This window comes from Luteitalea sp. (assembly GCA_009377605.1).
GTDB lineage: Bacteria > Acidobacteriota > Vicinamibacteria > Vicinamibacterales > Vicinamibacteraceae > WHTT01.
In genome coordinates, this window is record WHTT01000129.1 from 1 (window position 1) to 12,994 (window position 12,994).

The 12,994-nt window shown below is 64.2% G+C and carries 10 protein-coding genes and 1 pseudogene; 6 read left to right on the forward strand and 5 right to left on the reverse strand.

Translation table 11 applies throughout. The annotated features are described in order from the left end of the window. A partial coding sequence (locus GEV06_26190; protein MPZ21355.1) for a hypothetical protein occupies positions 1-2,816 on the reverse strand: 2,816 nt, incomplete at its 3' end. A gap of 295 nt (positions 2,817-3,111) precedes the next feature. Continuing rightward, positions 3,112-3,372, reverse strand: a complete 261-nt coding sequence (locus GEV06_26195; protein MPZ21356.1) for a hypothetical protein — start codon at positions 3,370-3,372, stop codon at positions 3,112-3,114. 25 nt (positions 3,373-3,397) lie between these two features. On the opposite strand from GEV06_26195, the gene GEV06_26200 reads away from it, so the two are divergent. The 3 genes and pseudogenes from GEV06_26200 (at position 3,398) to GEV06_26210 (ending at position 7,473) form a co-directional block, all read left to right on the forward strand. Beyond that, entirely contained in the window at positions 3,398-3,751 is a 354-nt protein-coding gene (locus tag GEV06_26200) for a PadR family transcriptional regulator (GenBank protein ID MPZ21357.1), read from the forward strand. A 66-nt stretch (positions 3,752-3,817) separates the two neighbouring features. Then, positions 3,818-6,472 carry an FtsX-like permease family protein gene (locus tag GEV06_26205; protein ID MPZ21358.1) on the forward strand — a complete coding sequence of 885 codons (2,655 nt, stop codon included), beginning with the start codon at positions 3,818-3,820 and terminating at the stop codon, positions 6,470-6,472. Positions 6,473-6,740: 268 nt separating this feature from the next. Further along, a pseudogene (locus GEV06_26210) lies at positions 6,741-7,473 on the forward strand (PIN domain-containing protein). Between the two features lie 17 nt (positions 7,474-7,490). On the opposite strand, the gene GEV06_26215 reads toward GEV06_26210, so the two are convergent. After that, positions 7,491-8,978 carry a serine hydrolase gene (locus GEV06_26215; GenBank protein MPZ21359.1) on the reverse strand — a complete coding sequence of 496 codons (1,488 nt, stop codon included), beginning with the start codon at positions 8,976-8,978 and terminating at the stop codon, positions 7,491-7,493. A gap of 356 nt (positions 8,979-9,334) precedes the next feature. Then, positions 9,335-9,520 carry a hypothetical protein gene (locus tag GEV06_26220; protein ID MPZ21360.1) on the reverse strand — a complete coding sequence of 62 codons (186 nt, stop codon included), beginning with the start codon at positions 9,518-9,520 and terminating at the stop codon, positions 9,335-9,337. A gap of 109 nt (positions 9,521-9,629) precedes the next feature. Between GEV06_26220 and GEV06_26225 the strand changes: the two genes are divergently transcribed. Both GEV06_26225 and GEV06_26230 read left to right on the forward strand, forming a co-directional pair. Continuing rightward, complete coding sequence (locus GEV06_26225; GenBank protein MPZ21361.1) at positions 9,630-11,036, forward strand: ROK family protein; 1,407 nt, start codon at positions 9,630-9,632, stop codon at positions 11,034-11,036. Positions 11,037-11,042: 6 nt separating this feature from the next. Further along, positions 11,043-11,369, forward strand: a complete 327-nt coding sequence (locus tag GEV06_26230) for a hypothetical protein (protein ID MPZ21362.1) — start codon at positions 11,043-11,045, stop codon at positions 11,367-11,369. A gap of 54 nt (positions 11,370-11,423) precedes the next feature. Here GEV06_26230 and GEV06_26235 read toward each other — a convergent pair whose 3' ends face one another. Beyond that, the gene (locus GEV06_26235) at positions 11,424-12,503 is read right to left on the reverse strand and encodes a sialate O-acetylesterase (GenBank protein ID MPZ21363.1); all 1,080 of its coding nucleotides are present in this window, start codon (positions 12,501-12,503) and stop codon (positions 11,424-11,426) included. Between the two features lie 241 nt (positions 12,504-12,744). Between GEV06_26235 and GEV06_26240 the strand changes: the two genes are divergently transcribed. Then, positions 12,745-12,894 (forward strand): hypothetical protein, encoded by a 150-nt coding sequence (locus GEV06_26240; GenBank protein ID MPZ21364.1) that lies wholly within the window; start codon positions 12,745-12,747, stop codon positions 12,892-12,894. The last annotated feature ends 100 nt before the right edge of the window (positions 12,895-12,994 follow it).

Genomic DNA, 12,994 nt, shown 5'->3' on the forward strand with positions numbered 1-12,994 from the left:
CCGCAGTCGGCGGTGGGGGTCCCGATCAGATCCGGCCGCTGGTTCGGGGTGCCCGTATTGGCGCGGTCGGGCTCGATCGTCACGTTGATGGGCGTCCCGCTCTGGATCGTGGTGACGCCGCCAAGCTGCCAACCCGAAAGGAGGTGCCTGACGATCGGCTGGCTCGCGTCTTTCAGGAAGGGCAAATCGTAGATGTAGCTGGCGACGAACCGATGCGGAATACTCCAATTCGCGGGAGCGTAGTCTCTCTCAATGTCGTAATCATCCATCACGCGGCCGCCAGCGTTCGAGTTCGTAGCCATGTCGTAGTTCCGCGAATACGTGTAGTGCGCGTTCAGCTGTAGCCCCTGGCTCATGCGGCGGCGCAGAATGACGCTGAACGCATCGTAGTTGGCGATCAGGTCGTTCTGGATGATGCGGAGGATCGCGAAGTCCGGGTTCGGTCGCCGATCGTCGACCGGCCCCGGTCCCGGCGGCGGGGTGTTGTTGAAGAAGCTGCGGTCCAGATTCCGCGTGCGCGAGCCGACATACTGCAGGTCCAGCGCGGTATTCGGGAAAATCTCCTGCTGGATGTCGAGGCTCCACTGATTCTTGCGAGCGTTGGGCATGTGCCGATTGGGTGTGGTGACGTTCGGAGGGGCAGCCGGCCCCACCTCGCCGAACGGGCTTTCCAGCGATAGGGTGGGGTTTGCCGGATCCGAGAAGAACGTGAACTCGGCGGCCAACGGCGGGTTGTTGGTGAGGAACGTGAACGTGTTCATCTGGTTGGGGTTGTAGTAGATCCCCCAGCCCGCCCGCACCACGGTCCGCTCCGTGAGGCGATAGGTTGCGCCGAGGCGCGGGGCCCACTGGTTCCGATTCGGCTCGTGGAACTCGAAGCCGGGCGCGGGGTGACTCTCCGGGAGCAGCCCCGTCTGGTCCGCATTCAGCATCGAGGCAAATCCGCTATACGTCTGGACCGGCGTATGCAGCTCGTAGCGGAGGCCGAGACTCAGCGTGAGATCGCGCGTGGCCTCCCAGCTGTCATTGATGAAGAACCCGTTGCGCCACCCGCCGACGTTGCCCTGGAGCTGGTCTACCGGCGTCCGCACCTCACGCGGCAGCCCCAGCATGAAATCGGCCACCGGGTCGCCGGTCATCTGGCCGTTGAAGCTGAAATGCCCGCGAGGGCTGTTGGCCGCACGTCGCGAGGTGGTCAGCCGCCGCACGTCGAACCCGGCCCGCACGTTGTGCGATCCACGGTGATAGGACAGGACGTTCGAAAGCTGAAACGTATCGTCGAACTGGATCCAGTTCGTGCCACCCAGCGAGAGCCCGGCGAAGCCGGTGATGAGGAAGTGCGGGATCCCTGGATTGTTGTATCTCACGTCGCCGTCGAAGCCCGGGATGCCGAGGTCCGAGCCGGCCGTCGGCAGACCGTTCACCTCGAAGTAGTTCAAGGTGTCCTCAGGGACCTCATGGTAGCCAATCCGGAAGTCGTTGAGCAGGTTCGACGTCAGCGTATGCGTGTAGGCCCCGAGATAGTTTGTGTTGGTGCGGGGACGCTTGATGCCCGTGATCGGAATGACACCGATCTCGTCGACAAACTCGTCCTGCCAGCTATAGCGGAAATACACCCGCGCTGTGTTGCCGATGTTTTGATCGACCCGCGCGATGATCTGATCCTGATCGATCGTATCTAAACTGCTGCCGAGGAGATTGGCGCCCGTCCCCGGCCGGTTCGCCAGCGGGTAGTACTGCAGGGCGTCCAGCGCGATCGGCGACAGCGCCGAAGGGGGAATGATGTTGCCCGGGTACGGCTGTCCGGTGAAGGGGTTCCTGATGGCGTCGCTGATTTCGGAGAAGTTCCCCTGCCGCATCAGCTCCGTCGGTACCGACGCGATCGAAGCCGACTCCTGTTTCTGCCGGATACCTTCGTACGCCGCCATGAAGAACGTCCGGTCGCGCCCGTTATAGATCCCCGGGATGGCGACCGGCCCGTCCATCTGGACGCTGAACTGGTTGTATCGCCGCGGATTCGCCGGAGCCTCCCGATCCTCGAAGAAACCACGGGCGTCGAGGGCGTCGCCCTGGTAGAAGTGGGACGCGCCGCCGTGCCAGGTGTTCGTTCCGCTCTTGGTCACCACGTTGACGTGGACACCGAGGTAGGATCCAAACTCAGCCGAGGTGCTGCCGGTCTGGACGACGACTTCCTCCACGGCGTCGGCGATCGGCAGCATGGAGGTCGAGGGCATCAGGTTGGCGGCCGAATTGATCCCGTCCAGCGCGAGACTGTTCTGAATATCCCGTTGTCCTGCACCGATCCAGGTACCCTCTCGCGTGCCCCGCTGGACGCCCACCGTCGTTTCCGCCATCTGCCACACGTTACGCCCGCGCGACGGCAACTCGGTGACCTGGCGCGAGTCGAGCCTGTCGGCGACGGTGGCGCGATCGGTGGCCAGCACCGCGGCCGTCGCCGCGACGGTCACCTCATCGGTCAGGCCGCCGACCTGCAGGGTGACGTCCCGGCGGACGACCTGGTTGGTGGTCACCTCAATACCCGTCGCCCTGAAAGGCTGAAAGCCGGACAGGCTCACCGTGATCTCATACCTGCCCGTGCGGATGAACGGGATGTTGTAGAAGCCCTGAGCATTCGTGACCGTCTCGTAGGTATCCTGCGTGTCAACGTGGACGGCGACCACGGCCACGCCGGGGACCACGCCGCCGTCGGCGTCGGTGACCGTGCCGACCAGTGCCGTTTGCGTCGCCAACTGCGCCATGGCGCTGCCGGCGAGAGACAGGGCAAAACCAACGCACAACACGGTTCGAAGTACCATTTCCACCCCCCTCGTGTCCCTACCGCAGTCCGGACGGGCTCGCCGGGCGGACCCGGTGCGCGAATCCGAGAACCCTTGAGGCACCGAACACTTGACTCTTTGAGTCGCTTTCGGTGCGTCGAGTGAGCGTCGGGAAGCGCGGCCCTGGCCGCGGTCCGCTAGAACGATGCCAGTGTCACGTCTGTTGCAAAACGCCTGCAAATCAGCGTATTCCCGGCCCGCTCTGCTCCGCGACGGGGTGATTATATCAATCAGAAGCGGCGGAGCCGAAGCGGCCACAGATCAGTGGTGTCTTTCACTCGCTGCGTAGCGTTCGTGCGGGTTCGAGGCGAGACGCCCACCGGGCGGGCAGGTACAGCGCGGCAAAGCCGGTCGCCATCAGGACGGCGCCTACGACCCCAAGGGTTGCCGGATCCAATGGGCCGACCCCGACGAGCGCGCTCCTGACGACCTGCGTGAACCCGACGGTCGCGAGACCACCGACGGCCACGCCGATCCCGACCATGGTGAAGCCCTGTCGCAACACCAATCCAATCCGGAGACGGTTGGCGTCCACATGCCTGTCCACATACTATCTGTTCATGGCAGGTATCGACACGCGGGCGCTCGACCGCGAGCTGAAGCGGGGATCCGCAGAGCTGCTCATCCCCTCGTTGCTCGACGCGCGGCCGCGCCACGGCTACGAGCTGGCCAAGCTGATCCACGTGCGCTCCGGCGGCCAGCTGACGTTTCACATCGACTCGCTGTATCCCCTGCTGTATCGCCTCGAAGAGCGCGGCTGGATCAAGGGCACGTGGGTCGAGAGGTCCGACGAGCGGCGCCGCCGGTTCTACAAGGTGACGCCTGAGGGGCGGCGCGTCCTGGCGCAGCACCGGAAGACGTGGGCGGCATTCGTGGAGGCGGTGCAACGTGTCACGGGACCCGAACATGCCTGACCCTTCGACCTTTCGACAAGCTCAGGGTCACCCCGAGCGGAGTCGAGGGGTGATTGGGGACGGTACGTGCGTCCCCGATTGTCGTCGCTTCGCCTGTCGCCGACGCGCGAGAACGAGATCGTCGACGAGCTCTCACAGCATCTCGACGACCGCTGGCGGGAGTTGATTGCGGGCGGTGCATCGCCTGACGAGGCAATGCGATTGGCGCTCGCCGACTTCAGGGAGGGAAACCTCCTGGCACGATACCTGGCACCGCTGCGACAGGCGCATGCACGGGCGCCCATCACACCGGGAGCGCCGACGCGATTCCTGCCCACCGATCTCTGGCGCGACCTCCGCTATGCCGCGCGCAGGCTCCTGCGCGATCGGGGCTTGACGCTCGTGTGCGTGCTCACGCTGGCGCTCGTCATCGGCGCGAACACTGCAATCTTCAGCGCCGTCAATGCGGTGCTGTTGCGGCCGCTGCCGTATCCAAACGCGCTCCGGCTGCTGCGGGTCTGGGAAACAAACCCCCGCGCGACCAAGTGGGGCCCGTGGGCATCGTATCCCGACTTCCTCGACTGGCAGCGCGAAAACACCGTCTTCGAGGGAATGGCGGCGTTCCGCAATGCATCGTTCCGCCTGACCAGCGGCCAGTCTCCCGAAGTGGTCGTGGGCATCCGGACCGCACCCAGCCTCTTCCGCGTCCTGCAGGTCGATCCCATCCTTGGCCGCGCCTTCACCGCCGAGGAAGGCACGCCAGGACGCAATCGCGTCGTCATCCTCAGCTACGGACTCTGGCTGCGCCAGTTCGGCGCAGATCCGGCACTCATTGGCAGGCCTGTGTCGATCGACGACGAAGCGTACGTCGTCGTCGGCATAATGCCGCCGGGATTCGACTTCCCGGGCAACATCTCGACAATGCCGAGTGGACCGGACCTCTGGACGCCGATCGCGGAGGATCGGGATCGCGGCAGTCACAACTATCGCGTCGTCGCGCGCCTCAAGCCCGATCGAACGGTCGCGCAGGCCCGCGCCGACATGAGTCGCGTCGCGGCCGTGATCGCGGAACTTGATCCCGGACACCGCGAACGGGGCATCGACGCTGTTGGCCTGCAGCAGGGCGTGACGGAAACGCTCCGGCCGGCGTTGCTGGTGCTCGTCGGCGCGGCGATTCTCGTGCTGCTCGTAGGCTGCGCGAACGTGGCAAGTCTGCTGGTGGCGCGGGGCGCCGGGCGACAGCGCGAAGCCGCTTTGGGCCAGGCGCTGGGTGCGGGACGCTTTCGCATCCTGCAGCACTCTCTGATGGAGAGCTTCATGCTCGCGCTGATTGGCGCCATCGCGGGCCTTGTCGTGGCGGCCGTCAGCTTGCGGATGTTTGTGCGCTACGGTCCGCAGCTGCCGCTCCTCGGCGAGATGGCGATTGATCCCTGCGTACTCGCCTTCACGTTGGTTGTCGCCGGACTGACGGGGCTGGTATTCGGGACCGCGCCTGCCGTACAGACATTGAAGCTTAATCTCCACAGCCTCCTCAAGGAATCGGGCGGCCGGCACGTTGGTAGCCGTAGCGGCTCGACTCTGCGGCACGTCTTGACGGTCGCCGAAATCGCGCTGGCGCTCATGTTGCTCGTTGGTGCGGGCCTGTTGGTCCGGAGTTTCGTGCAGCTGCGCAGCGTCGACGTGGGTTTCGATCCCGACAAGCTGTTGACAGCGTTCCTGAGCGCGCCGCCGGAGGCGGCAGAAGATCCCGATCAGACGGTGGCGTTCTTCCAGCGGGTACTCGAACGCATCCAATCCCTGCCGGGCGTCCAGAGCGTTGCGGCAGCGAGCGGTGTGCCGCTGATCTCGAACGAGACGGGCCCGTTTCGCGTTGAAGGACGCGAGGAACCGAGCGCCGAGACAAACGTTCTGTTCGCGGAGCGGCCGAAGATTTCGCCCGGCTACTTCCGCACGATGGGTGTTCGCCTGCTGCGCGGCCGGGATTTCACCACGGCTGACACGCGGACGTCGCCACCGGTAGCCATCGTGTCGGAAAGCTTGGTGCGGCGCTATTGGCCAGGCGCCGATCCGATCGGACAACGCGTCAGCATCGATGACGGCGTCTGGCGCAGCATCGTCGGCATCTCAAATGACGTCAAGCATGACGGGTTCGCGATGCCGGGCCGCGCGACCATCTTCGTGCCACTGGCGCAGTTTCCCCGGCCGATGCTGCCGCTCCTCGTGCGCACCGACGGCGATCCCGCCGCAGTGACCGCTGCGCTGCGCTCGGCCGTGATGGACGTCAATCGCCATCAGCCGCTGTTCCGCATCCGCACGATGGAAGAGAGCCTCGGCGACTCGATCGCGCTCCAGCGGTTGCTGATGTGCCTGCTCGGGGCATTTGCCGGAATCGCGCTCGTGATTGGCGTGGCCGGCGTGTACGGCCTGCTCACCTATTTCGTGAATCAACGGCGCCAGGAGATCGGCATCCGGATGGCGCTCGGCGCGTGCCGCCGCGAAGTGGTGTGGCTCGTCCTCCGGCAGGCAGCGGGCATGGCGATTGTTGGCGTCGCAATCGGCACGGTGGGCTCGCTCGCGTTGTCGAGCCTGCTTTCGAGCTTTCTGGTCGGCGTGAATGCCGCCGACGTCTTGACCTTCTGCATCGCGGCGCCGTTGCTCGCTCTGGTAGTGTTGACCACCTCGCTCGTGCCCGCGCGGTCGGCGTCGAAGGTCGATCCCATGATCGCACTGCGTGCTGACTAGCTGGATGGCGTGCCGCGGCGGGACCAGGAGATACGTATGCTTGATTGGGCACAGCACGTGCGCCCACGACTCTCGTCGCTGCGCCTCTCCCCCACTCGCGAGAAACGGGACCGTCGAAGAGCTCTCGCAGCATCTGGAGGACCGCTGGTCGCGACACTCCCGCTGCCCAAGACGATAGGCGGCATATCGGACGCAGTCCTCGGACGGCCACGAAGGGTGTCGAGATGAAGCGGCGCACCGATCCTGACGCCGCTGCCACGATTGGGAGGTGGGTGGAGGGGATCGAGTCGACCCTTCGCTGACCGAATCCCTTCCCATCGACACCCCAAGGGCCCGGCGGTGGGGAGAGCTCTCAGCCGACCGCACTCGGCCCGTCATCGACATGTTGATGGCGGCAACGGCGTTGGTGCACGGCTGCACGCTCGTCAACGCGTAATACGAGCGACGTGCAAGGGATCGATGTTCCGCTCGTTGACCCGTGGCACGGCGCCACGACGTCTCCAGCAGACGATCGCGCAGCCATCTCTTCGCTCGGCATAGGCCCAAAATCGCCCAAAAACAGTTCACGCCCAAAACAATTCTTGACGTCTTCGAAGCGACGATGGCATCGTCGTCGTCAAGAGGTCGGGTTCTCCGTTGAGGTCCCCAACGATGGCGTCCGATCGACGGGTGCAAGCATGCTGCAATTGCCGGTGCCACCATCGGTTCGTGACCAACTTGGGGACAAGGCTGCTTTAGATCTCTCGATTTGGGTTGAGGCGCACGAAAACGGATGGCGAGACAGCGTGCTTGAGACAGCCGGTGATCGCTTCGGTCAGACGCTCGCTGAAGAGCTGAGCAAGCTTCGGGCAGAGCTCGCGACCCAGCGAGCCGACATCTCCCACGAGATCGCGACCGCAAAGGTTGCGATCCTGAAATGGTCGTTCGTGTTCTGGCTTGGTCAGATTCTCGTCATCGTCAACGTGATCAGCTGGATGCTGCACGGCGCCGCGGCGCAGTAACGAGGTCGACGACGGTCCTACCTGGCCGCGCGGCGCCCCTTGAGTGCGACTTCGCCATCCGGACCGACCCAACGTCCCGACACACGCGCCCCGTCAAGGTGCAGCCACAGCGTGACCAGACCAGACCGGGCCGCGGCGAAGACGCGCATGGCACCAGGCCCTGGCCGGACCAGGACGACACGAGCGTACGGCGCGTCGTCACTCTGCAGCCATCCGGTGTAGCCGCTCGGTGTGCGGACAATCTCGAGCGTCACGTCGGTCGGCTTGCCCTTTTCCGTCGGTCTCGTGCCAAGGGTGAAGCGTCCGGTCGCTATCTCCTCGCGCTCCGCCGTCTTTGCAGCCGGCGGCACGAAGAGCTCGGCGAGCGCGAAGGCCAGAGCGGAGAGGCCCGGCGCACCGGTCAGGTTCGACGTCACCGCCACGACCATGTCTTCTGCGGGGTAGGTCAAGAACGTGGTCGTGCCGCCGACCGAGCCTCCCCCGTGGCCGACCGTGCGGCGGTCATGCCAGTCGCGCCCAGTGCCCCAACCGATTCCGTAGTCCGTGTCTTTGCCTGACGTGAGACGCTGCGGGGTAAAGAGGAGCTCGACCGTCTCGGGACGCAGGAACGGATCCCGAATATGGCGAAAGCCGAACAGCACGAGATCCTCTGGCGTCGACAGAAACCCGCCGCCTGCCCACTTGTAGCTGTTGTCCACGTAGGGCGCGTTGACGAGACAACTCTCCTCGTCATGCTCGTAGTAGCTGACGCGATGTGAAATGATGCTGCGCACTTGGTCTGCCGTGGTGTGGCGCATGCCCATGGGGGCGAACACCTCGCGCTCCATGAAGGTGAGGAAGTCGACTCCGGCAGCAGCCTGCACGACCGCGCTGATCAGGTTCCAGCCGTAACTGGAATAACTATAGTCACTGCCGGGCTGGAAGAGGAGCGGGTCGTCGGCGAAGATCTCGAGCCCCTCGAACACCCCGTCGTAGTGCCGAGGGGACAGAAACTCGTCGTCGCGGTAATGGCGTACCCCGGCGATGTGACCGGCGAGCTGCCGGGTTGTGACCGGCCAGCGCTTCTCAGGGAACTCAGGCACGTACTTCTGCACGGGCGCATCCAAATCGAGCTGTCTCCGCTCGTGCAGAAGGCCGATGGCCTCGGCCGTCAGCGGTTTCGACACACTGCCGATGCGGAAGCGCGAGAGCGGCGTGACCGGCACGCGTTGCTCCACATCGGCAAAGCCGAAGCCCTCTGACCAGACGACAGTGCCGTCGACGCCCACGGCAACCGAAAGCCCCGGTAGGTTCGCCTCCTCGACCAGCGCTGCACTGAGCGTGCGAGCCTCTCCAACGGCTTCCGCATACTGTGCGGTGGTTGCAGACGTTGTCGCCCACGGCCGCGTCTGTACTGAATGGGGAGCGACGACGAGCGCGAGCAGTCCGACGAGCGTCAGCCATGTGAGGAGACCGGCTACCCGGCCACCAGAAACAGGGGCGTAGCGGCGTGACCTCGTCATCATGAACTTCCTCCCGGTATGACCGCGACGTTGACGGCTGGCGGGTTGACTGGCGCTTACTATATAGACAAGCGTCAAAGGATGGTTCGAATCATGACCGCCAAAAGCGAGATCACCCGCTACATCATCCTCGACCGGGGGCCTTCGAGGTGGGGCTGCCGGAGGATTGGGAGCTTCAGCCTGAGCAGGATCGAGAGGTGAGGGCGGTCATCATCAAGGATCCGGCTGACTCAGTGTGTGGACGACGTCACGAGGGTCGTCCGGAGGGCCGCGCCCTTCTCGAGCTCCCGCCTGGCGTGACGACGCCGGAGCAGACCGCGCCGGAACGGAAGTGAATCCCTTCCCGCCGGTCGACCGGATCAGAGCGTGACGATCTGGCCCGTGCGGATATGTTCGTCGGCGGCGAGCACGATGCGCAGGCTGTTGATGGCGTCGTGCATGTGATCCACAGATTGGTTCAACCTTATCCGCGCAGCGCCCTTGCCACAAGACTCGCCCCGGCCAATCGGTGGGGCACGCTCGCCGAGCGCACCGCTGTCCGTCATGCGGCGGCTTCGGCGAAACCGCCCTACCAGCGACGCGCCGCCCCACCGTACCCGAAGCCGTTCCTATGGGATGCTAAGATTTCGCTCGCATGAGCATTACGCACCAACCATGAACACCAACAACGGCCTGCCGCTTGTGGCGCCCCGGGTGACGCCGGTCCTCGACCCCGGCTTTCGTCCTGCGGTCCTCGCCATGCAGGCGTTCCGTAATCTCGTCCACGCGACGTCCGGTGTCGTGCCCGTCCGGATCGCCTTCGAGCAGGCCGACGGCTCGGTCTTTCGCTTCGAGACGAATGTCCTCGCCGAATCTCATCCGAAGGCATCGGCCAACGTCCCCTTTCTCGAGAGGCTCGTAAAGTTCCTCCTGTGGTCGCGCGGCGGTTGGCGCATCTATGTCGACGGACCGGAATCGTTGGCCACACGGCTGGCCGCGCACTACCGTGAGACCGCGACCGGCAGGTTCGACGCGCACCTGGTGGGCGAACGGATGTTCGACCATCCGCTGGAGGTTGTGCACACACGCGATCTGCCGCCCGAGCACTCGGAAACGAAGCCGCTTGGTCGGCATCTGGAAGGATGCCGCATCGGCTTCGATCTCGGCGGCAGCGACCGCAAGGTGGCGGCGGTCATCGATGGCAGTGTCGTGTTCAGCGATGAGACGGTCTGGGATCCCTACTACAGGCCGGATCCGCAATATCACTTCGACGGCATCATGGACTCGCTGAGGAAGGCGGCGGCGCATCTCCCGCGCGTCGATGCCATCGGCGGAAGCGCCGCCGGCGTGTACGTGAACAATCGAGTCAGGGCCGGCTCGCTCTTTCGGGGCGTGCCAGAGGACGCGTTCAACGCGCGCGTGAAGGATCTCTTTCTGGACATCAGGAGCCTGTGGAACGACGTTCCCTTCGAGGTCGTCAACGACGGCGAGGTCACGGCGCTGGCAGGCTCGATGTCGCTCGGAGAGAATGCGATTCTCGGAATCGCGCTCGGCACGAGCACGGCTGCGGGCTATGTCACGCCGGACGGCAACATCACGTCGTGGCTGAACGAGCTCGCCTTCGTGCCCGTCGACTACAATCCCGCCGCTCCAATCGATGAATGGTCGGGCGACTACGGTGTCGGCGCGCAGTATTTCTCTCAGCAATGCGTCGGTCGGCTCATGCCCGCCGCTGGCATCGACTCACCGGCTGACATGCCGCTGCCCGAGCGGCTGAAGCACGTGCAGTCGCTCATGCTCGACGGCGATTACCGCGCGAAGAAGATCTTCGAGACCATCGGCACCTACGCCGGCTACGGCGTCGCGCATTTCGCGGCGTTCTACGACCTTCGACATGTGTTGGTACTGGGGCGCGTCACTTCCGGTCCGGGTGGAGACGAGATTATCGGCGGCGCACGCGGAGTGCTGGAGGTCGAGTTCCCTGAGCTGGCCCGACGAATCGCGTTCCATGTCCCCGACGAGCACGACAAACGTCACGGTCAGGCAATTGCCGCTGCGAGCTTGCCCGCAGTCACTAGGTAGGCCAGCATGAATCCGTATCACCACTATGTCTCCGAGCTCGCGCGCCTGGTATGGGAAGGCAGACGCTTCCCACTCGGCGGATTCCGACTCCTCGACGTGTTCGTCGTGCTCGACGTCGGTACGCGCCGATTGCTGCACTGGAACGCGACCGACCACCCGACCGCCGAGTGGACGGTGCAGCAGTGTCGCGCGTGGGTGACGGGCGAGAGCGGGCATCACTTCGTGGTGCACGATCACGACACGATCTCCTCGCCGGCAGCGGACCGCGGGTTGAGGGCCATGGGCCTACGCGTCCTCAAGACGCCGATCCCGGCTCCGCACGCGAACGCGTAGTGCGAACGCCTGATCGGGACCGCGCGCCCCTGCAGCGGACGCCTCGGCAAGGCGTCATTCCGGAACCGGCTCGTTCAGGAGGCGGGCCATGGCTTGGGCATATCGCTTGCCGAGCTCATGGAGCGAATCCGAATCGAAGTGCGTGCCATCGCCTGTGTGGGTCAACCCTTCTGAGCTCACCACCGCGGTGTTGCTGGTTCTCGCAGGAAGGTCCGCGATGACTGTGTTGAAATGCTCGTGGCTCTTCATATACCGGCCAAGCTCTCCGGCCACAAACGGCAGCTTGTCATTCTGGGTCACCGTCCGCAGACGCCCAATGAGCTCGATAAGCTGGGGCAGGTAGGCAGCGGCGCTCTTCCGGTCCCCTTCACCCTGGTGCCACAGAATCCCCTTGACCGTTCCGTGCTTCATAGCCTCTCGTATGCGTCTAACGGCATCGTCATAAGGATGGGTTCTTGTGGTCTCGTCGAAAGCTCCTGGCTTCCATTGTGCGATGCGGGTGCCGCCCACCGCACACGGAACCAGGCCGATCTTCTTGTCGGGATCAGCTTCTGCCATGGCGATGCCAAAAGCCAAACCCAAGCCTACGCCCGCTATCTTCGGCTTGTCGAAATGCAGAGGATGCCTGGCACGCACCCATTCCAGCTCCTTATTCAGCATGTAGACCTCCGGGTGCTCCTGCGCCCGGTACTGCTGGGTAATCTCTCCGCGGCCTGCCATGTTGGACTGCCCCATCAAGACGTAGATATCGAACTGCGCTTCTTGTGCTGGAACACCGGCGGAAGACAGCAACCAACAACAGAACAAACCGAGTATCCATGTAGTCATGTGGACGATAGGCGACATTAGCGCATTTTGGAGGAAGTTGACGGAACGCCCGTTATCAGACGCCCTCGGCACCACCGCCGCATGCCACAGCGCCCGCCAGCAGGCATCTGCTCGGTCCGCCCGCCATCTCGGATTGGGAAACATCGTCATTCTCCCGTCAGGTAGAATGCCCTCGAGACGAGGACTGCGGCTACGCTCACCTTGACTCCGCCGGTTTGTGCTGGGCGACGCAAATGAGCCAGCGGGCATTCTAGAACATCGTCGCTGCGACGAAGACGTTCTCCCATCCGCTAGGCGCCATTGCATTGGGGGGCCTTGGAAGGCCAGGTTTTTGGTGTGAGACCGACGGGCCCGTTCGTGCTTGGCACGGTGATCCTCTTGACGGGGTCATCGCGCTGCTGGCGTGCATTACTCCCGCACGCCGTGCTACGCGGGTCGATCCCCTGAGAGTCTTGAGTGAACAGTAGCGGTCAGGGTTGACGCCGTCCCTGACAGTTTTTGGGTTCCATGTTGGTTTTTTAGCTCCCCTTGACGCCCGACATGACGTCTGTTACCATTCCTTCCGTCTGTCGAAGGAAGCACTCCGGCGCTCTATCGGCTCGAACGACAGGGCCTCAACCAGTCCGAATGGCGTGTGACGGAGAACAATCGGCGCGCCCGGTACTACTCGCTCACGCGCGGGGACGACGCCACCTGAACGAAGAAACTCACTCAGTGGCGCCGAATGTCACGTGCCATCAATCTCGTGCTCGAGGCCACCGTAGATTAGCGGAGGCGCATGATGCGTGGAGTGATGG

Excerpts from the sequence above, each read along its gene's own strand:
- GEV06_26200 (MPZ21357.1), top strand. The coding sequence starts at position 3,398 with ATGGCAGGTATCGACACGCGGGCGCTCGACCGCGAGCTGAAGCGGGGA.
- GEV06_26215 (MPZ21359.1), bottom strand. The coding sequence starts at position 8,978 with ATGATGACGAGGTCACGCCGCTACGCCCCTGTTTCTGGTGGCCGGGTA.
- GEV06_26220 (MPZ21360.1), bottom strand. The coding sequence starts at position 9,520 with ATGACGGACAGCGGTGCGCTCGGCGAGCGTGCCCCACCGATTGGCCGG.
- GEV06_26225 (MPZ21361.1), top strand. The coding sequence starts at position 9,630 with ATGAACACCAACAACGGCCTGCCGCTTGTGGCGCCCCGGGTGACGCCG.
- GEV06_26230 (MPZ21362.1), top strand. The coding sequence starts at position 11,043 with ATGAATCCGTATCACCACTATGTCTCCGAGCTCGCGCGCCTGGTATGG.
- GEV06_26235 (MPZ21363.1), bottom strand. The coding sequence starts at position 12,503 with ATGCAATGGCGCCTAGCGGATGGGAGAACGTCTTCGTCGCAGCGACGA.